Genomic DNA, 22,936 nt, shown 5'->3' on the forward strand with positions numbered 1-22,936 from the left:
CTACGAAAATCCGGTCACCCGAAGGTTTCCCGACATGAGCATCAGCTTCGATAAAGCGCTCGGTATCCACGAACAGGCGTTGAACTTCCGCGCCCAGCGTGCCGAAGTCCTGGCCAACAACATCGCCAACGCCGATACCCCGAACTACAAGGCACGGGACCTGGACTTCTCCAAAGTGCTCGCCGAGCAGAGCGAGAAAACCAAGGGCGGCGGATTTGCGCTGAACATGACCAACAGCCGGCATATCGAGGCCCAGGGCCTGGGCAGCGGCGACGAGTCGCTGTTGTACCGCACGCCGATGCAGCCATCGATTGACCAGAACACCGTGGACGCCCAGCTCGAACAGTCGAACTACGCGCAGAACTCGGTCAACTTCCAGGCCAGTTTCACCCTGCTCAACAGCAAATTCAAAGGGCTGATTTCAGCCTTGCGAGGAGAATAAATCATGTCCCTGTCCAGTGTTTTCAACATTGCCGGTAGCGGCATGAGTGCCCAGACCACTCGCCTGAACACCGTCGCCAGTAACATCGCCAACGCCGAGACCGTGTCGTCCAGCCTGGACCAGACCTACCGCGCACGGCACCCGGTATTCGCCACCATGTTCCAGGGTGCGCAGAGCGGCGGCAGCGATTCATTGTTCCAGAACCAGGACGGGGCCGGTCAGGGCGTGCAGGTGCTGGGCGTGGTCGAGGACCAGAGCAATCTGGAAGCGCGCTACGAACCCAACCATCCTTCTGCTGACGCCAAGGGCTACGTCTACTACCCGAACGTCAACGTGGTGGAGGAAATGGCCGACATGATTTCCGCGAGTCGTTCGTTCCAGACCAACGCCGAAATGATGAACACCGCCAAAACCATGATGCAGAAGGTCCTGACGCTCGGTCAGTGATAAGGGGCAACTCAGATGAGTGTTACCGATACGACAAGCAGCTTGAGCCTCAACGACATTCTGGCCAACTCCTCCGTCAAGAACACCTCCACCACCAGTGATGGCCTGGCCTCGGCCACCGGCAGTGCCGCCGGCAAGAAGGCCCTGGGCAAAGATGCGTTCCTGCAATTGCTGGTCACCCAGCTGAAGAATCAGAACCCGCTCGAGCCTCAGGACAACGGCGAGTTCGTCGCCCAGTTGGCGCAGTTCAGCAGCCTGGAAGGCATCACCACGCTCAACGATACCGTGAGCGGCATTGCCGGCAACTACAACTCGTCGCAGGCGCTGCAGGCCTCGTCGCTGGTGGGCCGTTCGGTGATCGCCCCGGGCGACAAGGCCGTGGTTGATACCTCCAAGAGCATGACGGGCACCGTGGCCATTCCGACGTCCGTGCCGGCCGCCACGCTGAAGATTACCGACAAGGACGGCACGGTCGTGCGCACCATCGACATGGGCAGCCAGGTCGCCGGCAACGCGAGCTTCATCTGGGACGGCAAGGACAACGCCGGCAAGACGGTCGAATCGGGTACTTACACTTTTGCGGCATCGGCCACCATCGACAGTCAGGCGGTTTCCCTGGTCACCAACCTGCCGGCCACCGTCAACAGCGTAACCATCAGCCAGACCGGTGGTGAGTTGATGCTCAACCTGGCGGGCCTGGGCAGCATCGCCCTGTCCAAAGTACAAACTATTGGTATGTAAAGCCGACTAACCCGGCATAAAGGAGTGAACCATGTCTTTCAATATCGGCCTTAGCGGTCTCTTTGCAGCCAACAAACAACTGGACGTGACCGGCAACAACATCGCCAACGTCGCGACCACAGGTTTCAAGTCGTCACGTGCGGAATTCGAAGATGTCTACTCGGCGAGCAAGCTGGGTTCCGGAAGCAAGACCGTAGGCAGCGGTGTACGCCTGGCCAACGTGTCGCAGCAATTCACCCAGGGTGATATCACCAACACCGGCAACGTGCTGGACATGGGCATCAACGGCTCCGGTTTCTTCGTGTTGAACGACAGCGGTTCGCTGTCCTACACCCGCGCCGGCACGTTCAAGGTCGACAGCGAAGGCTACGTTACCAACACCGACGGCACTGCGCGCCTGCAGGGCTATGGCGTGGATGCCAATGGCAAGATCCAGAACGGCATGTTGACTGATCTGCGTATCGACACGTCCAACCTGGCGCCGAAGACCACCGACGCGATCTCGTCCACGATCAACCTGAACTCCACGGACAAGGTAATCGACCAGACGATCGCCACGAACAAGTTCGATCCGACCAAGGCCGAAACCTACAGCAAGAAATTCAACACGCCGATTTACGACAGCCAGGGCAATTCCCACGTCATGGAGCAATTCATGGTCAAGACCGGTCCGAACACTTGGGACAACTACACCCTGATCGATGGCCGCAACATGGACGGCAGCCTGTCCACTCCGCAGCCCTCGACCCTGAGTTTCGACTCTGCCGGCAAGCTGACCCAAATCAGCACGCCCGTGACTCCGCCGACCACACCGCCAACCTCGACTCTCGGCAATGACCTGAAGGTGACCAACTGGGTGCCGGGCACCGTCACCGACGGCGTCTGGACGGCCAACGGCGCAGCCGCCAACCCTGATGGCATGACTATCGCCATGGGCAATACCACGCAGTACAACGCCGACACAGCCCGTTCGATTCCAGTGCAGAACGGTTATGCCACCGGCCAGATCACCAACCTGACCATCGACGGCAGCGGCGTATTGCTGGCCAACTTCAGCAACTACCAGACCAAGCCGATCGGTCAGATTTCCCTGGCCAGCTTCACCAACGAACAAGGCTTGCAAGCGGTAGGCGGCACCAGCTGGAAAGAGACCTACTCGTCGGGTATCCCAGGCTACGATTCGCCGGAAACCGGCAGCCTGGGCACGATCCGCTCCAACTCGCTGGAAGAGTCCAACGTCAACGTGACCAACGAGCTGGTCGACCTGATCAAGGCGCAGAGCAACTATCAGGCGAACGCCAAGACCATCTCGACCCAAAGTACTTTGATGCAGACCATTATTCAGATGACCTGATGGTGCAGTGCTGGACAGGAGCCCCTCTCTATAGAGGGGCTTTTTTTTATGGGTGGCAGGTGTCGGTCAAGGGATCGCAGCCTCGTTGCACTCGACAGCTCCTGCAGAGTTTCTGCATGAATCGCATTTCAATGTAGGAGCTGCCGAGTGCAACGAGGCTGCGATCTTTTAAGCATTTACACGAGGCAAAAGAAAACCCCCGGCAATCCAGAGGACTGATCGGGGGTTCTCGGTTAAGCGCTTTTCAGCGCTTACGGGCTCAGCTTATTGGCAAGCTTCGCAATCCGGCTCGTCGATGGCGCAAGCCTTCGGCACTGGAGCAGGGCCGGCTGGCGCTGCCAGGACCGAATCGTCACCGTGGTTGCCGCCGCTGGAAACAGCGTTCAGCTTGCCGGTGTTGATGGTCGACTTTTCAGTGCTGGTGGCGGCCAGGGCACGGAGGTAGTAAGTGGTTTTCAGACCACGGTACCAGGCCATGCGGTAGGTGACGTCCAGCTTCTTGCCCGAAGCGCCGGCGATGTACAGGTTCAGCGACTGAGCCTGGTCGATCCACTTCTGGCGACGGCTGGCGGCGTCAACGATCCACTTGGTGTCCACTTCGAAGGCAGTCGCATAGAGCTCTTTGAGTTCTTGCGGGATGCGCTCGATCTGCTGTACCGAACCGTCGTAGTACTTCAGGTCGTTGATCATGACCGCGTCCCACAGACCGCGAGCCTTCAGGTCCCGAACCAGGTACGGGTTGATCACGGTGAATTCGCCCGACAGGTTCGATTTCACGTAGAGGTTCTGGTAGGTCGGTTCGATCGACTGCGAAACGCCAGTGATGTTGGCGATGGTCGCGGTCGGTGCGATGGCCATGATGTTGGAGTTACGAATGCCTTTTTGTACACGGGCGCGAACCGGTGCCCAGTCCAGGGATTCGTTCAGGTCCACGTCGATGTACTTCTGGCCACGTTGCTCGATCAGGATCTGTTGCGAATCCAGCGGCAGGATGCCCTTGGACCACAGCGAACCCTGGAACGTCTCGTAGGCGCCGCGCTCGTCTGCCAGGTCGCAGGAAGCCTGGATCGCGTAGTAGCTGACCGCTTCCATCGACTTGTCGGCGAACTCGACGGCCGCGTCGGAACCGTAAGGAATGTGCTGCAGGTACAGCGCATCCTGGAAGCCCATGATGCCCAGGCCGACCGGACGGTGCTTGAAGTTGGAGTTCTTCGCCTGTGGCACCGAGTAGTAGTTGATGTCGATAACGTTATCGAGCATGCGTACGGCGGTGTTCACGGTACGTTCCAGCTTGGCGGTGTCCAGCTTGCCGTTGACGATGTGGTTCGGCAGGTTGATCGAGCCGAGGTTGCAAACGGCGATCTCGTCCTTGTTGGTGTTCAAGGTGATCTCGGTGCACAGGTTCGAGCTGTGGACCACGCCCACGTGCTGCTGCGGGCTGCGCAGGTTGCACGGGTCCTTGAAGGTCAGCCATGGGTGGCCGGTTTCGAACAGCATGGACAGCATTTTGCGCCACAGGTCTTTGGCCTGGATGGTCTTGAACAGCTTGACCTTCCCTGGGTACTCGGTGAGCGCTTCGTAGTACTCGTAACGCTCTTCGAAGGCCTTGCCGGTCAGGTCATGCAGGTCCGGCACTTCGGATGGCGAGAACAGGGTCCATTTGCCGTCATCGAAGACACGCTTCATGAACAGGTCAGGGATCCAGTTGGCAGTGTTCATGTCGTGGGTACGACGACGATCATCACCGGTGTTCTTGCGCAGCTCGATGAACTCTTCGATGTCCATGTGCCAGGTTTCCAGGTAGGCACATACAGCGCCTTTGCGCTTGCCACCCTGGTTAACGGCAACGGCGGTGTCGTTCACCACTTTCAGGAACGGCACGACGCCCTGGGACTTGCCGTTGGTGCCCTTGATGTACGAACCCAAGGCACGCACCGGGGTCCAGTCGTTGCCCAGGCCACCGGCAAATTTGGACAACATGGCGTTGTCGTGGATCGCGTGGTAGATGCCCGACAGGTCGTCCGGAACGGTGGTCAGGTAGCAGCTGGACAGCTGTGGACGCAGGGTACCGGCGTTGAACAGCGTCGGGGTCGACGACATGTAGTCGAAGGACGACAGCAGGTTGTAGAACTCGATCGCACGATCTTCCTTGTTCTTCTCTTCGATCGCCAGGCCCATGGCCACGCGCATGAAGAAGATCTGCGGCAGTTCGAAGCGGATACCGTCCTTGTGGATGAAGTAACGGTCGTACAGGGTCTGCAGGCCCAGGTACGTGAACTGCTGGTCGCGCTCGTGGTTGATCGCCTTGCCGAGTTTTTCCAGGTCGAAAGTGGCCAGGATCGGGTTCAGCAATTCGAATTCAATACCCTTGGCGATGTAGGCAGGCAGGGCCTGCGCATACAGGTCGACCATTTCGTGGTGGGTCGCGCTGTCGGCGACGCCCAGGAAGCCCAGGCCTTCGGCACGCAGGGTGTCCATCAGCAGGCGCGCGGTGACGAACGAGTAGTTTGGCTCCCGCTCGACCAGGGTACGGGCGGTCATTACCAGGGCGGTGTTGACGTCGGTCAGGGCCACGCCGTCGTACAGGTTCTTCAGGGTTTCGCGCTGGATCAGGTCGCCGTCTACTTCTTCCAGGCCTTCGCACGCTTCGGTGACGATGGTGTTCAGGCGGCCCATGTCCAGAGGCGCAAAGGTGCCATCGGCGCGGGTGATGCGGATCGACGGGTGAGCGTTGACCGATTGTTCGGCAGGGGCGTGGGCTGCGCGCTCTTTCGAACGACCGTCGCGGTAGATCACGTAGTCGCGAGCCACTTTCTGCTCGCCCGCACGCATCAGGGCCAGTTCGACCTGGTCCTGGATTTCTTCGATGTGGATGGTGCCGCCCGATGGCATGCGACGCTTGAAAGTTGCAGTGACCTGTTCGGTCAGGCGCGCAACGGTGTCATGGATTCGCGACGAAGCGGCAGCGGTGCCGCCTTCAACTGCGAGAAACGCTTTGGTGATCGCGACGGTGATCTTGTCGTCGGTATAAGGAACGACAGTGCCGTTACGCTTGATCACGCGCAGCTGGCCAGGCGCGGTGGCGGACAGATCCGAAGTCGAATCAGCGGCCTGCGGCAAGGAGCCCTGCGGGTTCTCGCGAGTTGTGTCGGTTTGCATGGGGGGTTGTCTCCACATTCTCTATGTTTGTTTGGGCACCATCACGGTGCCCACCGTTCTGTCCTGAAGCACTACAACCGGCGAGCCGCCGGGCATACAACTTCGGGACAGATCAGGAAGGGGCTATTGGGGCGCCGCTTCCATGCCGAAGTCTTGGGTCCAGGTCTTGAACCTGGATCCGCATTCCATTTGGGTGACAGTTGACGACTGCAACACCCGTACCGCTTTTGCCGATTTCGGCCCAAAAACAGTAGCCATCCGCTTGCACGGTCTGGTCTTTCATAAATACGTAAAAATCAACCAGACAGAGGCGATTAAAGCGCTTGAATTTGATATCCGGTTTGTGTTTGGTTTTTCCTGCAAAACCCTACATGTAGGGTTTTTTTTCTGTCGGGCTACAAGATAGAGCGTTTTTGAGGGTGTTGCAACGTACTACCTGTGGATAAACCTGTGCGTATATTGTGCGTGAAACCTGGAACGCGCCCGTAGCCCGCGACCCTGCTGGACCAGACCGTTTGTCATGGTTTTTTGCCGGTCGAATACAGCCGGGTGGTTTTTTAAGGGCGCGAACCCTACCACAAAAAATGGTCATATCCGAACGCATTTGCCAGCTTGTGTTCTCGGTGGCCGCCGTTTATACAATCGGCCTGTACACACGCATTATTTTCCTCCCTATTCATTACAAAAAGACGGGGGGAGCCTTCCTTTATGAGCGTTTCGGCAAGCAGAGGTCACCGTGGAGCAAGAAGCCTGGCAGGTATTGATTGTGGAGGACGATCAGCGTCTGGCCGAACTGACCCGCGATTACCTGGAAGCCAACGGCCTGCGCGTTTCGATCGAGGGCGATGGCGCGCTGGCCGCAGCGCGGATCCTCAAGGAACAGCCTGACCTGGTGATCCTTGACTTGATGCTTCCCGGCGAGGACGGCTTGAGCATCTGTCGCAAGGTCCGCGACCGCTACGACGGGCCGATCCTGATGCTGACCGCGCGCACCGACGACACCGATCAGATTTTGGGCCTCGATCTGGGGGCTGATGACTATGTGTGCAAACCGGTCCGGCCGCGGCTGCTGTTGGCGCGTATCCAGGCGTTGTTGCGCCGCAGCGAAGGGCCGGAAGTGGCCCCGGAAAAACAACGCCGCCTGCAATTCGGTCCGCTGGTGGTGGACAACGCCTTGCGCGAAGCCTGGCTGCGTGATGTCAGCATCGAACTGACCAGCGCCGAATTCGATCTGCTGTGGCTGCTGGTGGACAACGCCGGGCGCATTCTGTCCCGGGAAGAGATCTTCACCGCACTGCGCGGCATCGGCTATGACGGCCAGGACCGCTCCATCGACGTGCGCATCTCGCGTATCCGCCCGAAAATCGGCGACGACCCGGACCACCCGCGATTGATCAAAACCATCCGTAGCAAGGGTTATCTGTTCGTTCCGGAAGCCTGCACCCTGTGAACTCGATCTTCCTGCGAATCTACGGCGGGATGTGCGCAGCACTGATCCTGGTGGCGGTACTCGGCGTGCTTGCCCTGCACCTGCTTAACGAGGTGCGCAGCGAGCAATACCGTGAACGCCTGGCCCATGGCACATTCTCGCTGATGGCTGACAACCTGCAACCGATGAACCAGACCGAGCGCCACCGGGCGCTGCTGGTCTGGGAGCGCCTGCTGGGTATTCCACTCACGCTGAAGACGTTTGCCCAGACCGACCTCGATCTAACCCAGCGTACCCGCGTGCTCCGCGGCCAGGCGCTGGTGGAGCAGACCGGACCGCACGCAGCGAGGGTGTACAGGCTGGTCAGTGACAAGGAACAGTTGATGCTGACCGGGGAGGTGCAGCAGATCAGCGAGCAATTGGCCCGGGCGACCATCTACCTGCTGGCTGACGAACTGGTGCGCGTTCCGGTGGCCGAGCAGCCCAGACGGCTGGCCGAGCTCAAGGAGGACAAGGGCTTTGGCTTCGACTTGCGGCTGGTCACCGTTGATCAGGCGGACATGGACGAAGACCAGAGTCGGCGGGTGTCCGAGGGCGACACGGTGATGGCGCTGGGCAAGGAGGGCGATTCGATCCGGGTGTTTGCCGGCATGGTCGGTACCCCGTGGGTGCTGGAGATCGGTCCGCTGTACCAGATGAACCCTTACCCCGCACAGTGGCTGGTACTGATCGCGGTCCTCGGCTTGAGCCTGATCGGCCTGATTGTCTACCTGCTGGTGCGTCAGCTGGAACGCCGCTTGCGCGGGCTGGAAGCCGCCGCCACCCGCATCGCCAAGGGCAGCCTGGAAACCCGGGTGCCAGCTCGCGGTGCGGACTCGGTAGGGCGCCTGGCGTCGGCCTTCAATGGCATGGCCGAGCATTTGCAACAGTTGCTGGCGATTCAGCGGGAACTGGTGCGTGCGGTGTCCCACGAGCTACGCACGCCAGTGGCGCGCCTGCGCTTTGGCCTGGAGATGATCGGCTCGGCCACGACGCCTCAGGCGCTGCACAAGTACTGTGAGGGCATGGACCACGACATCGAGGACCTCGATAAGCTGGTGGACGAAATGCTTACCTACGCGCGCCTCGAGCAGGGTTCCCCGGCCTTGAATTTTCAGCGGATCGATCTGGATGCACTGGTCAGCCAGGTCATCGAGGAGCTGGCGCCACTGCGGGCCGGTGTCACGGTGCAACGAGGTCTGTGCCTGTCTGCCGCCGATTGTGATGACGCCTGGGTCGAGGCCGAACCGCGTTACCTGCATCGTGCTTTGCAGAACCTGGTCAGTAATGCCATGCGGCATGCAACGACCAGGGTGACTGTCAGCTATCAGGTGGGGCAGCAGCGCTGCCGGATCGATGTCGAGGACGACGGGCCCGGCGTGCCGGAGGTGGCCTGGGAACGCATCTTCACTCCGTTTTTGCGCCTGGACGACAGTCGCACCCGGGCCTCGGGCGGGCATGGGTTGGGGTTGTCGATCGTCCGGCGGATCATTCATTGGCACGATGGCCGTGCGCTGATCGGCAAGAGCAAGAGCCTGGGCGGCGCCTGTTTCAGCCTGAGCTGGCCGAGGCATCAGGAAAAGCGTTGAGACCCCTGTGGGCGCGGGCTGGCTCGCGATGGGGTCCTCTCGAGCGCTGAAACCATCAGGCCTGGATACTGACCAGGCTCAATAACTGCCCGTCCATCACCGCAAACTGCGCTTGCAGCTCGGCCCCGTTACGCCATTCGCTGGACAGGTCCGTGAGCAATCGCAATTTTACCTCCCCGGCTTCGCTCCACTCGAGCACTTCGGCATGCTCGAAGTAAAAGCGCTGCTGCACGATCGGATACAAGGCCTTGAACAGGCTTTCCTTTACCGAGAACGTCAGCGTCACCAGTATCGCCAGCTGCTCGCGCCGACCGGCCGCCATGCGCTTTAACTCAGGTGCCGTCAGTATTTCCCCGGCCAGCCGTTCGGCTCGCTCCGGGTTCAGGATATTTTCCAGGTCCATGCCCAGGCCGCGCCAGTGGGCTTTTTTCGCGACGATCGCTGCTGCACGCCCGGTGCTGTGGGTGATCGAACCACTGATGTGCGCCGGCCAGACCGGCGCCCGGTCTTCACCTATCGCCGGGCTGAAATCCAGCCCCTCCAGTTGCTGCAACGCCGCTCGGGCACACACCCGCCCGGCGAGAAACTCCGCCTGGCGCTTGGCGACCGAGCGCTGGATGCTGGCTGGCGCGGCGATGGCACTGCGTGCAAAGTCATCGTTGGTCAGCAGCGTACTGTCGAAGTGAGTGCTGAGCAGGACAGTTTCGGGCAGCGCAAACGGCAGCGGCCAATGAGCGTCGAGTAGCGTGCAGCAGGCGGGCAGGGCGGGGGAATGGTTCATGTCAGGCATTTTGCCGGGTTGCCTCCTGGCTGGGTAGAGTTGAAGATCTTTTGTCTGCCCTGGGTGACGAGGACGCTGCCTCGCCACCCAGACATTGCTCACCTTTCAGTCAGGAAAAGATTTTCTTGAGAAAGGCCTGCATGTCCGCCCAGGATTTTACATCCGCAGCCTTGTTGTAACCGATATCCGGCCCGCCATGCTCGCCGTGACCGAGGCGATCGGCATCCGGATTGCTGAAGCCGTGCTTGGCGCCTTCCAGGCTGACGAAGCGGTAGTCCGCGCCGGCCTTGTCCATTTCCGTCTTGAACGCCGCGACGTTGTCGGCAGTGACCATGCTGTCCAATGCCCCGTGTTCCACCAGGATTTTCGCCTTCACGGCTCCGGGCGTCGCCGGCGTCTGGGTTGCCAGCGCACCATGGAAGCTCACCACACCCGCTAACGGCACGCCCTGGCGTGCGGCGTTGAGCACCACCGCCCCACCGAAGCAGTAACCGATGGCCGCGAGTTTTCGTGGGTCGGTCTGCGGTTGCTGCTTCAACAGGTCAAGCCCGGCCTGAAAGCGCGCACTCGCCACCGAGCTGTCCTTGAGAGCGGCCTGCATGAAGGCCATGGCGTCTTTGGGGTGCTCGGTATTCTTGCCGTCGCCATACATGTCTATGGCCAGGGCGCTGTATCCCAGGCCGGCCAGATCCCGGGCGCGGCGTTTGGCATAGTCGTTGAGTCCCCACCATTCATGCACCACCACAACCCCCGGGCGCGGGCCCTTGATCGAGTCGTCGTAGGCGTAATAACCGATGAGCCGGGTGCCGTCGGCGCTTTGGTAGGGGATTTCCCGGGTCTGGATGGCCGCCTGGCTGAGTCCGCTCAAGGCGATTAATACGAGGGCAAGAAACGCACGCATGGTTGGATCTCCCGCAAGTCAGTCATCGAAAAAGGTCGGTTCTGTCTGGTTCAGCCCAGGTTCAGAAGGCGTTCAGGGTGAGTTCAGGGCGAGCTGAGTAATCTTCTCCCATACCCAACAAGCACATGACAACACAAGGAAACACCCAATGACTGGATTCAAAAAATTGCTGCTGGCTATCACCGTTATGGGCGCGAGTACCGCTGCCATGGCCAATGACACCTTCGCCAGCTTTACTCTTGGACAGACCAGCGACAAGATCAAAAAGTCCCGTGCCATGAATGACAACTTCAACCATCCGAGCGCCGTCGCGATCGACAAAAGCACTACTTTTGGCGTTCGCCTGGGTCAGCAAAACAGCCAAGGTCGCTACTACGCCACTTACGACAACGTGTCGGGCAGGAGCCATGACGGCTTGAACCTGCGCCAGGAAAACCTCTTGGGTAGCTATGACGTGTTCTACCCGATGGGTGGTAACACCAAGCTGTTTGGCGGTGCCACGGCCGGTTTGGCCAAATTGTCGCAGGAAACAACAGGCTATAGCCGCGACACCAACATTGGTTATGCCATCGGAGGGCAGATGGGGATCTTGCAACAGGTTTCTCGAAACACCTCGTTGGAACTGGGTTACCGTTATCTACGTAGTAATGCCAGCACCGAATTGAGCCGTGGCGGCAGCAAGAAGGGCTCGGTGGATTTGACCAGCAGTGCCCAGACGTATCTGGCGGCGAACTACGCTTTTTAAGCGGCACGTCGCGAAAGGTTTGCGCCGGATCAACCTGAACAGGTGGATTCGGCGTCGCTGTGTTAACCATCGAGGTGCGCTGTCGTGCCTCGGCAGATGTTGATGTGTGCCTGGGAGGGCGTTATGAAATTGCTGGTCGTAGAAGATGAAGCGCTGTTGCGCCATCACCTGCAAACCCGCCTCACGGACAGTGGTCATGTGGTGCAGTCCGTGGCCAACGCGGAAGAGGCACTCTACCAGGCCGAGCAATTCAACCATGATCTCGCGGTGATCGACTTGGGGCTGCCAGGCATGGGCGGGCTCGACCTTATTCGCCAGTTGCGTTCGCAGGGCAGGGTCTTTCCCATCCTGATTCTGACCGCCCGCGGTAATTGGCAGGATAAAGTCGAAGGCCTTGCCGCCGGCGCCGACGATTACGTGGTCAAGCCGTTTCAGTTCGAGGAGCAGGACGCCCGGCTCAATGCCCTGTTGCGCCGCTCCAGTGGCTTTACCCAGTCAACGATCGTGGCTGGGCCGTTGCTGCTCGACCTCAATCGCAAGCAGGCCAGCCTGGATGATCAACCGTTGGCACTGACCGCCTATGAGTACCGCATCCTGGAGTATTTGATGCGCCACCATCAGCAGGTGGTACCCAAGGACCGCTTGATGGAGCAACTCTACCCTGATGATGACGAGCGCGATCCGAACGTCATTGAAGTCCTGGTGGGACGCCTGCGCCGCAAGCTCGAGGGGCCTGGCGGATTTAAACCGATCGATACCGTCCGTGGCCTCGGCTACCTGTTTACCGAGCGCTGCACTTGATTCGTTCGCTACGTGTGCGCTTGATGCTCGCTGCCACGATCCTGGCAGTGTTGTTCATGCTGGCGTTACTGCCGGCGATGCAGGGCGCTTTCAGTCTGGCATTGCAAGACTCCATCGAACAGCGACTGGCGTCGGACGTCACCACGTTGATCTCTGCCGCCCGTGTTGAAGACAACCGACTGAAGATGCCGGAGCAGCTGCCTGACGAGCGCTTCAACCTGACTGACGGCCGGCTGCTGGGTTACATCTACGATCGCGATGGTCTCCTGGTCTGGCGCTCGAACGGTACCCAGGAGGAACACATCAATTACACGCCCCGTTACGACGGGCGCGGCAACGAGTTCGCCAGAATTCGCGAAGCCAATGGCCAGGAGTTCTTCGTCTACGACGTCGAGGTCAAGTTGCTCGGCGGCCAGAGCGCGGCGTTCAGTATCGTCGCTTTGCAGCCGGTACGTGAGTACGAGGTCACCCTCGACGGGCTGCGGGAAAATCTCTACCTGGGCTTCGGCGCTGCACTGCTGGTCCTGCTGGCGTTGCTGTGGATCGGCCTGACCTGGGGCTTGCGCGCGTTGCGCCGGCTGAGCCAGGAACTGGACGAAATCGAAGGCGGAACCCGTGAAAGCCTCAGTGAGCAACACCCCCGTGAACTGCTGCGCCTTACCGGCTCCCTCAACCGTTTGCTGCACGGTGAACGTGAGCAGCGCAGTCGCTACCGTGATTCCCTCGATGACCTGGCCCATAGCTTGAAAACGCCCCTGACTGTTCTTCAAGGGGTTAGCGAAGACATGGCGCAGCGTCCTGAAAATCGCGAACAGGCCCGGGTGCTGCAAACCCAGATGGAGCGCATGAGCCAGCAGATCAGCTACCAGTTACAACGGGCCAGCCTGCGCAAAAGTGGCCTGGTACGCCATCAGGTGCTCTTGCGCCCGGTATTGCAAAGCCTGTGTGACACGTTGGACAAGGTGTATCGCGACAAGCGTGTGCAGGTGTCCTTTGACCTGCCAGAGCCTTGCTATGTGCCAATCGAACAGGGGGCGCTGCTGGAAATGTTGGGCAACCTGCTGGAGAACGCCTATCGCCTGTGCCTGGGTGAGGTGCGAGTCAGCATGCGCGACACCGCAGAGGGCATCGAATTGTGCGTCGAGGATGACGGTCCCGGTGTGCCTTCGGACCAGCGTGCGCGAATTCTGCGGCGTGGCGAGCGTCTGGATCGTCAGCATCCGGGGCAGGGGATCGGCCTGGCCGTGGTCAAGGACATCATCGAAAGCTACAGCGCGAAGCTCACCCTCGACGACTCGCCGATGGGTGGGGCGGCGTTCCGGATTCATTTTCCGGTGGTCTAGAGTGCTCAGTTTTCCTGCGCCCGATAGGCTCCCGGCGTCAATCCGGTCCATTTCTTGAACGCCCGGTGGAACGCCGAGGGCTCGGAGAATCCCAGTTGTTCGGCGATCTGTTGCAACGACAGGTCTGAGCGGCTCAGGTGGTAAATCGCGATGTCCCGGCGTAGTTGATCCTTCAACCCCTGAAAACTTGTACCTTCCTCGCGCAAATGCCTGCGCAGGGTCTGCGGGCTGATGTTCAGGTGCGCGGCCACTGCTTCCAGGTCAGGCCAGCGCGAACTGTCCCGACTGAGCAGTCGTCTCAGCCGGCTGCTCAAGCTGTTGCCATCGTCGGGGCGTGCCAGCAGGTCGGCAGGCGAGCGCTGCAGAAAGTGCTTGAGGGTGCGCTCGTCCTGCAACAGCGGCCTATCCAGGTAACGGCTGTGGAACACCAGGCTGCTCTGCCTGGCGGCAAATTCGAGGGGGCAGGAGAACAGCAGGTCATATTCGGCGCCGTGGTCGGGACGCGGATAGCTGAATGTCGCCTGTTCCAGCAGGATGCGCTGGCCAATCAGCCAGCTACCCAGTCGATGCCAGACCATCAGCTGGCTTTCGGTGAGGAAGTGGTCCGGATCACGGAACTGCGAATCGTCCAGGCTCAGGCGGATCATTTCGCCCTCGCGGCTGATCGTCAGGCGCGGGCCGTCGGGGAATAGGCTATAAAACAATAAGCCGCGATGCAGGGCCTTATCCAGACTACGGCAGTGGATCAGGGCGTGACACATCATCGCGAAGCTGCCGGGCCGACTGACTGTTGGCCCGAAACCGAGAAATTCGTCATCCAGCGCTGCCCACAGTCCCTGGAGCAATCGGGTGAATTGCTCGGGGGCAATCCGCGCACGGGGCTCCTCAAGCAGCTCGGGACTAATGCCCAATTGCTGGAGCAGGCCTGAATAATCGTACCCGCTTCGGCGAGCACCACCGAGGGCGGCACGGGCGAAATGGCTGGCGATGGTGCGTTCGCGCATAGAGTGAAAGTCCGTCCGTTGAACGGCGGATAGTAGACACGAGAGTGGCGTCTCAACAAGGCGGATATCCGCCAATTTACCGGACGTGATCGGGCTGATGGGCGGAAATCCGCCACTTCAGCCCGGCGCCCCGGGCACGCTGAAAAACTTGCAAGGCTTGATGCCCAACGGCTTGCAGGCAGTTTTATAAAGGTGGCACGGGCCTTGCGATGTAACGCGTAGATGTCTGCCATCGCGCAGCTCGAAAAAACAAATCCCTCCAGTGCAGGAGGGTTCGCAATTCAGGTGTCATGGACAACAGATGGATGTTGTTCGCGGGCACTCTTGAGGAACTTTGCAATGACGACTCGTCAGCCACTGTACAAATCCCTGTATTTCCAGGTGATCGTTGCCATCGCCATCGGCATCCTGCTCGGTCACTTCTACCCGCAGACCGGCGTAGCCCTCAAGCCGCTGGGTGACGGGTTCATCAAACTGATCAAAATGATCATTGCCCCCATCATCTTCTGCACCGTCGTCAGCGGTATTGCTGGCATGCAAAACATGAAGTCGGTCGGCAAGACTGGCGGTTACGCGCTGCTCTATTTCGAAATCGTTTCGACCATCGCCCTGCTGGTTGGCCTGGTGGTGGTGAACATCGTGCAGCCAGGCAACGGCATGCACATCGATGTGAGCACTCTGGATGCGTCCAAAGTCGCCCAGTATGTAGCGGCCGGTGCTGATCAAAGCGTCGTTGGCTTCCTGCTGAATGTGATCCCGTCCACCATCGTTGGTGCGTTCGCGACCGGCGACATCCTGCAAGTGCTGATGTTCTCGGTGATCTTCGGTTTCGCCCTGCATCGCCTGGGTGCCTACGGCAAGCCGCTGCTGGACTTCATTGATCGCTTTGCCCATGTCATGTTCAACATCATCAACATGATCATGAAGCTTGCGCCCATCGGTGCCTTCGGTGCGATGGCGTTCACCATCGGTGCCTACGGCGTTGGCTCGCTGGTGCAGCTGGGTCAGCTGATGGCCTGCTTCTACATCACCTGCCTGCTGTTCATCCTGATCGTATTGGGCGGTATCGCCCGCGCCCACGGCTTCAGCGTGCTGAAAGTGATTCGCTACATCCGTGAAGAACTGCTGATCGTGCTGGGTACTTCTTCTTCGGAATCGGTACTGCCGCGCATGCTGATCAAGATGGAACGCCTGGGGGCTCAGAAATCCGTGGTAGGTCTGGTGATCCCGACCGGCTACTCGTTCAACCTCGACGGTACTGCCATTTACCTGACCATGGCTGCGGTGTTCATTGCCCAGGCAACCGATACCCACATGGACATCACCCACCAGATCACGCTGCTGGTGGTGTTGCTGCTGTCCTCCAAAGGGGCTGCCGGCGTGACCGGGAGTGGTTTCATCGTGCTGGCCGCGACCTTGTCTGCCGTTGGCCACCTGCCAGTTGCCGGCCTGGCGCTGATCCTTGGTATCGACCGCTTCATGTCTGAAGCCCGCGCCCTGACCAACCTGGTGGGCAACGCTGTTGCGACCCTGGTCGTGGCCAAGTGGGTCAAGGAACTGGACGTCGATGTCATGCAAGCCGAACTGGCTTCCGGCGGTCGTGGTATTGCCGACGAACGTGAAGAAGACGACCTGGGCGTAGCCGAAGGTCCGACCCCAAGCAACGTCAAATAAGACTGCTGTTTTGACAAAACCCGCTTCGGCGGGTTTTTTCATGGTTGGGATTTGAGCGCAACGGTCACTGCGACTTATGCATCCGGTAATTGCTGCAATGCCATCGTCTGCCTAGGCTTGGGGGAACGCATTGGAGGTTACTCATGTTCGGGCCACTGGCTTCACTGAAGATCCTGGATTTTTCCACGCTGTTACCGGGGCCGTTCGCCTCACTGATGCTGGCGGACATGGGGGCGCACGTGTTGCGCATCGAGTCGCCGACTCGCATGGACCTGCTCCGGGTCTTGCCACCGCACGACCAGGGTGTGTCGGCGAGCCATGCGTATCTCAATCGAAACAAGCGCAGCCTGGCGCTGGACCTCAAGCAGCCTGAAGCCCTGGAAGTCATCAGGCAGTTGCTGCACGACCACGACATCCTGCTCGAGCAGTTTCGCCCTGGGGTCATGGAGCGCCTGGGCCTGGGTTATGAAGCCCTCAAGGCAATCAACCCAAGGCTGATTTATGTATCGATCACCGGTTACGGCCAGACCGGCCCCTACAAGGACCGCGCCGGCCACGACATCAATTACCTGGCGCTGGCGGGGCTGGCCAGCCATACCGGCCGGGCCGACAGTGGGCCATTGCCACTGGGCATGCAGGTGGCCGACATCGCGGGAGGCTCGCTGCATGGTGTGATCGGCCTGCTGGCTGCGGTGATTGCGCGGCAGCAGACGGGGCACGGGCAATACCTGGATGTCAGCATGACCGATTGCGCGTTCACCCTGAATGCCATGTCTGGTTCGGGTTTCCTGGCCTGTGGTGAGGAGCCGGCGCGGGAAAACCAGGTACTTAACGGTGGCAGTTTCTACGACTATTACAGGTCTCGCGACGGACGCTGGCTGTCGGTGGGGAGCCTGGAGCCTGCGTTCATGAAGCAGTTGTGTACGGCGTTGGGCCTGGAAGACATGGCTAAACTGGGGCTGTCACCACAACCGGAGCATCAGAAAAAGCTCAAGGACGCGTTGAGGATTGAATTCGAGAAACACGACTTTGCCGAATTGAGCGCGCTATTTGCCGAGCTCGATGCATGCGTCGAGCCGGTATTGAGCCTGGGTGAGGCGGTTCGGCATCCGCAACTGCAAGCGCGTCAGGTGGTTACGCAGGTGCCCCGGGGAGATGGCACGACCCAGGCGCAGATCGCCTGTGCGCTGAAGTTCTCCGAAGGCTTGCCGGAGCCCAGGCATATCGGCGCGCAGCTGGGGGCACATACGGATGAGGTGTTGCGGGAGTTGGGGTTCAGCGCCGAGCGGATCCTGGACTTACGGCGTGCCAAGGTGGTTCTGTAGCGGCCTTGCTCGCGATGGGGCCGGCACTGTCACTGCAAAAAAACGGTACTACTCGACCCGCATCTCCCCACTGAACACCAAGGTGTTGCGGCACCGGCGGCACAGATACCGACGGCCCTGCCTCACCAGCCCGTGACGCTGGGCAGAAAACGGGAAATCACTGTCGGCGCACGGGCATTTGTAGATATAGCGGGTGACGCTGCGGCGTTTGACGTCATAGGTGTGGCAGCGGTTGGGCGGCAGTTCGTAAACCCCGCGCATGATCAGCTGCCACTCTTCGCCATGGGGCTGGATGCGGTCGCCGAACAGTTGATGGGCAATCAGGTGCGCCACTTCGTGAGCCACGGTCTGCTTGAGGAAATCGTCGGTATTTTCCCGATAAAGCTGCGGGTTGAAGCGCAGCAGGTTCTCGTGCAAATGCGCGACACCGGCTTTCTGCCCGCGCAGCTTTAGGCTCACCACGGGGCGTTTGAATGAACGTTTAAAGAAGGATTCAGCGAGTTGGTAGCAATCTTCGACGCGGGTATTGAGTTGCTCGGGCATGCTTGATGGGTCTCCAGAGACGTCGAGTATGCCGCAACCCCGGGTGGTTGCGAATCGTCCGGGCGCCGAATGGTCGTGGCCGATCAATTCCCGGACATTAAGAGGCCGCCTTACGGCGGCCTGTATTGGCAGATATTTTTTATTAGAAGTCAGTTGGTATAGACGGGCCCCACGCCCAGTCCCCAAACAATCACCGTGAACGCCATGATGGCCACCAGCACCACCAACCCTACGGCCAGTACAGAACTCGAAAACAGAAAACCTTCGTCCGATGGAATGTTCATGAAGGTCGGCAGGCCGACATACAGCAGGTACACGGTGTAGCAAATGGCTGCGGTGCCAACGATCATTCCCAGCCACATGTGCGGATACAGCGCCGCCAGGCCACCAATGAACAGCGGCGTTGCGGTATAGGTCGCAAAGGCAACACAACGGGCCAGGCTCGGGTTGGCATCGTAGGTGCGAGCCATCCAGTGCACAAACGCGCCCATCACGGCCACGCCGCCAAGCATCGCCAGGTAAGACATGATGGTCATCCACAGCGCGCTTTCCTGGGTCAGCATCACGGGTGCCCGGTTGCCGATGACCCAACCCACCTGGGTTGTGCCAATAAACGCCGACACGGCCGGAATCGCCGCGAGAATCAGGGTGTGGGTGAGGTACATGTGGCTGATGCTTTCCTCCTGGTCGCCACGGATCTCTTTCCATTCTTGGTCAGGGTGGGTGAAGAGCCCCACTACGTGATGGATCATGCCAGTCACTCCTCTTGTTTTTACCATCGCCCCCCGGTGGAGCGCCTACGGGCCAAGGTGGCCAAGTAAGGGATAGGTCTGGATAGTCATGCGACCTTATGTCGCAGTATAGGAAGGAGTTAACCGTAGAGGTGATAGGGCTTAGAGCAAATTGCGCTGTAAAGGCCCGACTTAATCGCGATGGGTTTGAGTGTTGGCCGGGGTATTACGCCAAGATCGGCTTTTTGCGTAAAATGCTCGCCTTTCGTCACACCTCACGGATTTCGCGTCATGGGCACTCTTACCGTCAACCAGAACAAACTGCAGAAGCGCCTTCGCCGCCAGGCGGGTGAAGCTGTCGCCGATTTCAACATGATCGAAGATGGCGATAAGGTGATGGTGTGCCTGTCCGGCGGCAAGGACAGTTACACCATGCTCGATGTGCTGCTGCATTTGCAGAAGGTGGCGCCGATCAGGTTCGACATCGTCGCCGTGAACATGGACCAGAAGCAGCCGGGTTTCCCCGAGCATGTCTTGCCGGCCTACTTGAAAGAGTTGGGCGTCGAGTATCACATCGTCGAGAAAGACACTTATTCGGTGGTCAAGGAACTGATCCCGGAAGGCAAGACCACTTGCTCGCTGTGCTCGCGCTTGCGCCGTGGCACGCTGTACACCTTTGCCGATGAAATTGGCGCGACCAAGATGGCCCTCGGTCATCACCGCGACGACATTGTCGAAACGTTTTTCCTGAACATGTTCTTTAATGGCTCGCTCAAGGCCATGCCGCCAAAATTGCGCGCCGATGATGGCCGCAACGTGGTGATTCGCCCGCTGGCGTATTGCAATGAAAAGGACATCCAGGCTTATTCGGACTTCAAGCAATTCCCGATCATTCCGTGCAACCTCTGTGGTTCTCAGGAGAACCTGCAGCGTCAGGTGGTCAAGGACATGCTGCAGGAGTGGGAGCGCAAGACCCCGGGGCGTACCGAGAGCATTTTCCGCAGCTTGCAGAATGTGATCCCGTCACAGCTGGCCGATCGCACCTTGTTCGACTTCACCAGTCTCAAGATCGATGAAACCGCCGCGTCGCGGTTCGTCAACGTCGTCAACCTCTGATCAAAACACCGGTTTTACTTTTTTAATCCTCAGGAGAGGGCATGCGCGATTACAAGTGGCTACACGAATACTGCCTGAACCGCTTCGGTTCGGCAGCTGAACTGGAAGCCCATCTGCCCGTTCCCAAGTCACCTGCGCAGTTGCGCAAGATCAGTGATGATCGTTACCTGTCCACCATGGCCTTGCGCGTTTTCCGCGCCGGGCTCAAGCACAGTCTGGTGGACGCCAAATGGCCGGCCTTCGAGGAAGTGTTCTTCAGGTTCGACCCGGAAAAAGTCGTGCTGATGAGTGCCGAACATCTGGAGCGCCTGATGCAGGATGCGCGGATCATCCGGCATTTGGGCAAACTCAAGAGCGTGCCGCGCAACGCGCAGTTCATCCTCGATGTCGCACACGAGCAGGGCAGTTTCGGGTCGATGATTGCCGATTGGCCGGTGACCGATATCGTCGGGCTGTGGACCTTCCTGAAAAAGCGTGGCCATCAGTTGGGCGGGCTGTCGGCGCCGCGATTCCTGCGGATGGTCGGCAAGGACACGTTCGTGCCGAGCTATGACGTGGTGGCGGGGTTGAATGCGCAAAAAATCGTCGACAAGGTCCCGACCAGCCAGCGCGACCTGGCCCTGGTGCAGGATGTGTTCAACCAGTGGCATGAGCAGAGTGGCGGGCGGGCGATGAGCCAGATCTCGATGATGCTGGCATATACCGTGAATCACTAAGACCGAGTTGAGTCCTTCGCGAGCTAGCCCGCCCACACAGGGGATTCGGGTTGTGCGCAAATCCCCTGTGGGAGCGGGCTTGCCCGCGAAGGCGGTCTATCAGGCGACGGAGATGTCACCTTCACCCGCCAACTTGCGATTGAGCTGAAACCGCCACCGCACATACATCAGTGCCGAGCAGAACACCGCCACGCTCGCGCCCATCTCCAACAGACCAAACAATTGCCGGTTCGGGTCATAGGCCGCCAGTGCGCCCTTGATGAAATACAGGTTCACTACAAAACACATCCACGAATGCCCGCGGGCGCTGCCCAGGATCATCCCGGGTGCCAGCAGCAACAGCGGCACCAGCTCGATCAGCAGGATCACCCACGGCCGCGCGCCATGCAGGTCGGCGATCAGCAGGTAATAAACGCACAGCAAGCCCACCAGCCCCAGATAGCACAGCAGGCTGATCACTCGCATGGCCCGAACCCGCGGTTCGAGCCATTCAATGGACGGCAATACCTTCGGCTTTTTCGCCACGTCAGTTCCCCAGCTTTTGCGCAGTCTTTGCCAGGCGCAGGCCCAACGCGCGGCACAGCGCCACTTCGTGTTCGTTCAGGCCGCTTTTGCCATCGGCCCCGGCGTGGTGACTGGCACCATAGGGCGTACCGCCTCCGCGGGTTTCCAGCAGGGCCGATTCGCTGTACGGCAGACCGGTGATCAACATGCCGTGGTGCAGCAACGGCAGCATCATCGAGAGCAGCGTGGTCTCCTGGCCGCCATGAAGGCTGGCGGTGGAGGTGAACACCCCGGCCGGCTTGCCCACCAAAGCACCGGTCAGCCAAAGGTTGCTGGTGCCGTCGAGAAAATACTTGAGCGGCGCGGCCATGTTGCCAAAGCGAGTCGGGCTGCCAAGCGCCAGGCCTGCGCAGTTTTTCAGGTCATCGAGGCTCGCATACAGCGCACCTTCTGCCGGAATATCTGGCGATACGGCCTCGCATTCAGTGGAGATCGCCGGGACCGTTCGCAAGCGAGCCTCCATCCCGGACTGCTCAACGCCACGGGCGATCTGCCGGGCCATTTCATTGGTCGAGCCACTGCGGCTGTAATACAGCACCAGAATGTACGGCGCGCTCACGGCAGCAACTCCAGCACGTTCTCCGGTGGTCGGCCGATCACGGCTTTGTCGCCCACCTCAAGAATCGGTCGCTCCATGAGCTTCGGGTGCGCGGCGATGGCTGCGATCAATTGTGCTTCGCTGAGGCTGGCGTCGGCCAGGTTGAGGGTCTTGTATTCGTCCTCGCCGGAGCGCAGCAGTTGCCGGGCGCCGATGCCGAGTTTTTTCAGCAGGCTCTGGATTTGCGCGGCGTCCAGCGGCGTTTCCAGGTAGCGCACTACCTCAGGTGTCAGGCCTCGGGCCTCGAGCAGTTCGAGCGCACCGCGGGATTTCGAGCACCGCGGGTTGTGATAAAGCGTCAGATCGGTCATGTGCGGGTCGCATCTTGCGTAAGGTGGCGGCTATTCTAACTGTGCGGCGCGTATTCCAGAACCTCGGGAGGCAATGGGTCGCGGCAGTATTCTTTTTTTGACAAGGATCACGACATGAACAGACGACTGGCAGCGACATTGGTGATCATCGGCACGTTATTGCTGGGGGGGTGTGGCAACGATTACGGGGTCGACCAGAACGGCCGGAAAGTGGCTGCCGAGCGTCTGGACAAACAATGGCTGGTGCTCAACTACTGGGCCGAGTGGTGCGGGCCGTGCCGCACGGAGATTCCGGAACTCAATGCCCTGGCCGAGCAGCTCAAGGACAAAAACATCGGCGTGTTCGGGGTCAACTTCGATAACGTGCAGGGCGAAGAACTGAAAAGCGCCAGTGAGAAGCTGGGCATCGGCTTCACGGTGCTGGCACAGGATCCTGCAGAGCTGTTCGAGGTGCCGCGCAGCGAGGCGTTGCCGGTGACCTACATCATCGACGACAAGGGCAAGGTGCGTGAGCAATTGATGGGTGAGCAGACAGCGGCGGGGCTGCTGGCGAAGCTGGCGGCGTTGCAGGCCAGGAATTAAG

At 59.8% G+C, this 22,936-nt stretch carries 24 protein-coding genes; 15 read left to right on the forward strand and 9 right to left on the reverse strand.

Annotated elements, in window-relative coordinates:
* Positions 1-34 precede the first annotated feature (34 nt).
* Genes flgB through flgE form a run of 4 tightly spaced genes read left to right on the forward strand, consistent with a single transcriptional unit; the run spans position 35 to position 2,984 of the window.
* The gene (gene flgB, locus EQV97_RS24050; RefSeq protein WP_045061804.1) at positions 35-442 is read left to right on the forward strand and encodes a flagellar basal body rod protein FlgB; all 408 of its coding nucleotides are present in this window, start codon (positions 35-37) and stop codon (positions 440-442) included.
* Positions 443-445: 3 nt separating this feature from the next.
* The gene (gene flgC, locus EQV97_RS24055) at positions 446-889 is read left to right on the forward strand and encodes a flagellar basal body rod protein FlgC (protein ID WP_045061803.1); all 444 of its coding nucleotides are present in this window, start codon (positions 446-448) and stop codon (positions 887-889) included.
* A gap of 15 nt (positions 890-904) precedes the next feature.
* Positions 905-1,630, forward strand: coding sequence for a flagellar hook assembly protein FlgD (gene flgD, locus EQV97_RS24060; protein WP_045061802.1), 726 nt, complete (start codon positions 905-907; stop codon positions 1,628-1,630).
* A 31-nt stretch (positions 1,631-1,661) separates the two neighbouring features.
* Positions 1,662-2,984: a flagellar hook protein FlgE gene (flgE, locus tag EQV97_RS24065; RefSeq protein WP_122839078.1), complete on the forward strand. Its 1,323-nt coding sequence runs from the start codon at positions 1,662-1,664 to the stop codon at positions 2,982-2,984.
* A gap of 264 nt (positions 2,985-3,248) precedes the next feature.
* Here the strand turns inward: flgE and EQV97_RS24070 are convergent, their stop codons facing one another.
* The gene (locus EQV97_RS24070) at positions 3,249-6,143 is read right to left on the reverse strand and encodes a ribonucleoside-diphosphate reductase subunit alpha (RefSeq protein ID WP_122839079.1); all 2,895 of its coding nucleotides are present in this window, start codon (positions 6,141-6,143) and stop codon (positions 3,249-3,251) included.
* A 142-nt stretch (positions 6,144-6,285) separates the two neighbouring features.
* Here EQV97_RS24070 and EQV97_RS24075 point away from each other — a divergent pair, with 142 nt between their 5' ends.
* The 3 genes from EQV97_RS24075 (at position 6,286) to EQV97_RS24085 (ending at position 9,200) form a co-directional block, all read left to right on the forward strand.
* On the forward strand, positions 6,286-6,549 hold the full coding sequence (locus EQV97_RS24075) for a hypothetical protein (RefSeq protein ID WP_240890215.1): 264 nt from the start codon (positions 6,286-6,288) through the stop codon (positions 6,547-6,549).
* 330 nt (positions 6,550-6,879) lie between these two features.
* Positions 6,880-7,593, forward strand: a complete 714-nt coding sequence (locus EQV97_RS24080; protein WP_045061798.1) for a response regulator — start codon at positions 6,880-6,882, stop codon at positions 7,591-7,593.
* Positions 7,590-9,200, forward strand: coding sequence for an ATP-binding protein (locus tag EQV97_RS24085; RefSeq protein WP_122839081.1), 1,611 nt, complete (start codon positions 7,590-7,592; stop codon positions 9,198-9,200). The genes EQV97_RS24080 and EQV97_RS24085 overlap by 4 nt, the downstream gene beginning before the upstream one ends.
* Before the next feature lie 55 nt (positions 9,201-9,255).
* On the opposite strand, the gene EQV97_RS24090 is transcribed toward EQV97_RS24085, so the two are convergent.
* Positions 9,256-9,981 (reverse strand): 4'-phosphopantetheinyl transferase superfamily protein, encoded by a 726-nt coding sequence (locus EQV97_RS24090; protein WP_240890216.1) that lies wholly within the window; start codon positions 9,979-9,981, stop codon positions 9,256-9,258.
* Positions 9,982-10,090: 109 nt separating this feature from the next.
* Entirely contained in the window at positions 10,091-10,882 is a 792-nt protein-coding gene (locus EQV97_RS24095) for a dienelactone hydrolase family protein (protein ID WP_122839083.1), read from the reverse strand.
* Between the two features lie 148 nt (positions 10,883-11,030).
* Here EQV97_RS24095 and EQV97_RS24100 point away from each other — a divergent pair, with 148 nt between their 5' ends.
* From EQV97_RS24100 to EQV97_RS24110, 3 genes are all read left to right on the forward strand, one after another.
* Positions 11,031-11,627 carry a hypothetical protein gene (locus EQV97_RS24100; protein ID WP_122839084.1) on the forward strand — a complete coding sequence of 199 codons (597 nt, stop codon included), beginning with the start codon at positions 11,031-11,033 and terminating at the stop codon, positions 11,625-11,627.
* A gap of 123 nt (positions 11,628-11,750) precedes the next feature.
* Entirely contained in the window at positions 11,751-12,428 is a 678-nt protein-coding gene (locus EQV97_RS24105; RefSeq protein WP_240890217.1) for a response regulator, read from the forward strand.
* Positions 12,425-13,771, forward strand: coding sequence for an ATP-binding protein (locus EQV97_RS24110; protein WP_240890218.1), 1,347 nt, complete (start codon positions 12,425-12,427; stop codon positions 13,769-13,771). The genes EQV97_RS24105 and EQV97_RS24110 overlap by 4 nt, the downstream gene beginning before the upstream one ends.
* A 5-nt stretch (positions 13,772-13,776) precedes the next feature.
* Here EQV97_RS24110 and EQV97_RS24115 read toward each other — a convergent pair whose 3' ends face one another.
* Positions 13,777-14,775, reverse strand: coding sequence for an AraC family transcriptional regulator (locus EQV97_RS24115; protein ID WP_240890219.1), 999 nt, complete (start codon positions 14,773-14,775; stop codon positions 13,777-13,779).
* 339 nt (positions 14,776-15,114) lie between these two features.
* On the opposite strand from EQV97_RS24115, the gene EQV97_RS24120 reads away from it, so the two are divergent.
* Both EQV97_RS24120 and EQV97_RS24125 read left to right on the forward strand, forming a co-directional pair.
* A complete protein-coding gene (locus tag EQV97_RS24120; protein ID WP_122839088.1) occupies positions 15,115-16,449 on the forward strand; it encodes a dicarboxylate/amino acid:cation symporter in 1,335 nt (444 codons plus the stop codon).
* A gap of 143 nt (positions 16,450-16,592) precedes the next feature.
* Positions 16,593-17,774, forward strand: a complete 1,182-nt coding sequence (locus tag EQV97_RS24125; protein WP_240890220.1) for a CaiB/BaiF CoA-transferase family protein — start codon at positions 16,593-16,595, stop codon at positions 17,772-17,774.
* Between the two features lie 48 nt (positions 17,775-17,822).
* On the opposite strand, the gene EQV97_RS24130 is transcribed toward EQV97_RS24125, so the two are convergent.
* Positions 17,823-18,317 carry a SprT family zinc-dependent metalloprotease gene (locus EQV97_RS24130; protein WP_045061788.1) on the reverse strand — a complete coding sequence of 165 codons (495 nt, stop codon included), beginning with the start codon at positions 18,315-18,317 and terminating at the stop codon, positions 17,823-17,825.
* A 149-nt stretch (positions 18,318-18,466) separates the two neighbouring features.
* Positions 18,467-19,069 carry a Yip1 family protein gene (locus EQV97_RS24135; RefSeq protein WP_122839090.1) on the reverse strand — a complete coding sequence of 201 codons (603 nt, stop codon included), beginning with the start codon at positions 19,067-19,069 and terminating at the stop codon, positions 18,467-18,469.
* 270 nt (positions 19,070-19,339) lie between these two features.
* Here EQV97_RS24135 and ttcA point away from each other — a divergent pair, with 270 nt between their 5' ends.
* Positions 19,340-20,164, forward strand: coding sequence for a tRNA 2-thiocytidine(32) synthetase TtcA (gene ttcA, locus EQV97_RS24140; RefSeq protein WP_122839091.1), 825 nt, complete (start codon positions 19,340-19,342; stop codon positions 20,162-20,164).
* Positions 20,165-20,205: 41 nt separating this feature from the next.
* The gene (locus EQV97_RS24145) at positions 20,206-20,880 is read left to right on the forward strand and encodes a DNA-3-methyladenine glycosylase I (protein WP_122839092.1); all 675 of its coding nucleotides are present in this window, start codon (positions 20,206-20,208) and stop codon (positions 20,878-20,880) included.
* A 99-nt stretch (positions 20,881-20,979) separates the two neighbouring features.
* Here EQV97_RS24145 and EQV97_RS24150 read toward each other — a convergent pair whose 3' ends face one another.
* The 3 genes from EQV97_RS24150 to arsC are packed head-to-tail and all read right to left on the reverse strand — an operon-like array spanning position 20,980 to position 22,353.
* Positions 20,980-21,405 (reverse strand): DUF2069 domain-containing protein, encoded by a 426-nt coding sequence (locus EQV97_RS24150; protein WP_045061784.1) that lies wholly within the window; start codon positions 21,403-21,405, stop codon positions 20,980-20,982.
* 1 nt (position 21,406) lies between these two features.
* Entirely contained in the window at positions 21,407-22,003 is a 597-nt protein-coding gene (gene wrbA / locus EQV97_RS24155; protein ID WP_045061783.1) for an NAD(P)H:quinone oxidoreductase, read from the reverse strand.
* A complete protein-coding gene (arsC, locus tag EQV97_RS24160) occupies positions 22,000-22,353 on the reverse strand; it encodes an arsenate reductase (glutaredoxin) (RefSeq protein WP_122839093.1) in 354 nt (117 codons plus the stop codon). The genes wrbA and arsC overlap by 4 nt, the downstream gene beginning before the upstream one ends.
* Positions 22,354-22,467: 114 nt before the next feature.
* Between arsC and EQV97_RS24165 the strand changes: the two genes are divergently transcribed.
* Positions 22,468-22,935 carry a TlpA disulfide reductase family protein gene (locus EQV97_RS24165; protein ID WP_225570868.1) on the forward strand — a complete coding sequence of 156 codons (468 nt, stop codon included), beginning with the start codon at positions 22,468-22,470 and terminating at the stop codon, positions 22,933-22,935.
* The last annotated feature ends 1 nt before the right edge of the window (position 22,936 follow it).

It is taken from the genome of Pseudomonas sp. TMW22090, assembly GCF_022496665.1.
Taxonomy (GTDB): Bacteria; Pseudomonadota; Gammaproteobacteria; order Pseudomonadales; family Pseudomonadaceae; genus Aquipseudomonas; species Aquipseudomonas gregormendelii.

Excerpts from the sequence above, each read along its gene's own strand:
- flgE (WP_122839078.1), top strand. The coding sequence starts at position 1,662 with ATGTCTTTCAATATCGGCCTTAGCGGTCTCTTTGCAGCCAACAAACAA.
- EQV97_RS24130 (WP_045061788.1), bottom strand. The coding sequence starts at position 18,317 with ATGCCCGAGCAACTCAATACCCGCGTCGAAGATTGCTACCAACTCGCT.
- EQV97_RS24105 (WP_240890217.1), top strand. The coding sequence starts at position 11,751 with ATGAAATTGCTGGTCGTAGAAGATGAAGCGCTGTTGCGCCATCACCTG.
- flgB (WP_045061804.1), top strand. The coding sequence starts at position 35 with ATGAGCATCAGCTTCGATAAAGCGCTCGGTATCCACGAACAGGCGTTG.
- flgC (WP_045061803.1), top strand. The coding sequence starts at position 446 with ATGTCCCTGTCCAGTGTTTTCAACATTGCCGGTAGCGGCATGAGTGCC.
- EQV97_RS24120 (WP_122839088.1), top strand. The coding sequence starts at position 15,115 with ATGACGACTCGTCAGCCACTGTACAAATCCCTGTATTTCCAGGTGATC.
- EQV97_RS24070 (WP_122839079.1), bottom strand. The coding sequence starts at position 6,143 with ATGCAAACCGACACAACTCGCGAGAACCCGCAGGGCTCCTTGCCGCAG.
- EQV97_RS24125 (WP_240890220.1), top strand. The coding sequence starts at position 16,593 with ATGTTCGGGCCACTGGCTTCACTGAAGATCCTGGATTTTTCCACGCTG.
- EQV97_RS24135 (WP_122839090.1), bottom strand. The coding sequence starts at position 19,069 with ATGATCCATCACGTAGTGGGGCTCTTCACCCACCCTGACCAAGAATGG.
- EQV97_RS24145 (WP_122839092.1), top strand. The coding sequence starts at position 20,206 with ATGCGCGATTACAAGTGGCTACACGAATACTGCCTGAACCGCTTCGGT.
- EQV97_RS24100 (WP_122839084.1), top strand. The coding sequence starts at position 11,031 with ATGACTGGATTCAAAAAATTGCTGCTGGCTATCACCGTTATGGGCGCG.
- EQV97_RS24115 (WP_240890219.1), bottom strand. The coding sequence starts at position 14,775 with ATGCGCGAACGCACCATCGCCAGCCATTTCGCCCGTGCCGCCCTCGGT.
- EQV97_RS24165 (WP_225570868.1), top strand. The coding sequence starts at position 22,468 with ATGAACAGACGACTGGCAGCGACATTGGTGATCATCGGCACGTTATTG.
- EQV97_RS24075 (WP_240890215.1), top strand. The coding sequence starts at position 6,286 with ATGCCGAAGTCTTGGGTCCAGGTCTTGAACCTGGATCCGCATTCCATT.
- EQV97_RS24090 (WP_240890216.1), bottom strand. The coding sequence starts at position 9,981 with ATGAACCATTCCCCCGCCCTGCCCGCCTGCTGCACGCTACTCGACGCT.
- EQV97_RS24095 (WP_122839083.1), bottom strand. The coding sequence starts at position 10,882 with ATGCGTGCGTTTCTTGCCCTCGTATTAATCGCCTTGAGCGGACTCAGC.
- ttcA (WP_122839091.1), top strand. The coding sequence starts at position 19,340 with ATGGGCACTCTTACCGTCAACCAGAACAAACTGCAGAAGCGCCTTCGC.
- arsC (WP_122839093.1), bottom strand. The coding sequence starts at position 22,353 with ATGACCGATCTGACGCTTTATCACAACCCGCGGTGCTCGAAATCCCGC.
- flgD (WP_045061802.1), top strand. The coding sequence starts at position 905 with ATGAGTGTTACCGATACGACAAGCAGCTTGAGCCTCAACGACATTCTG.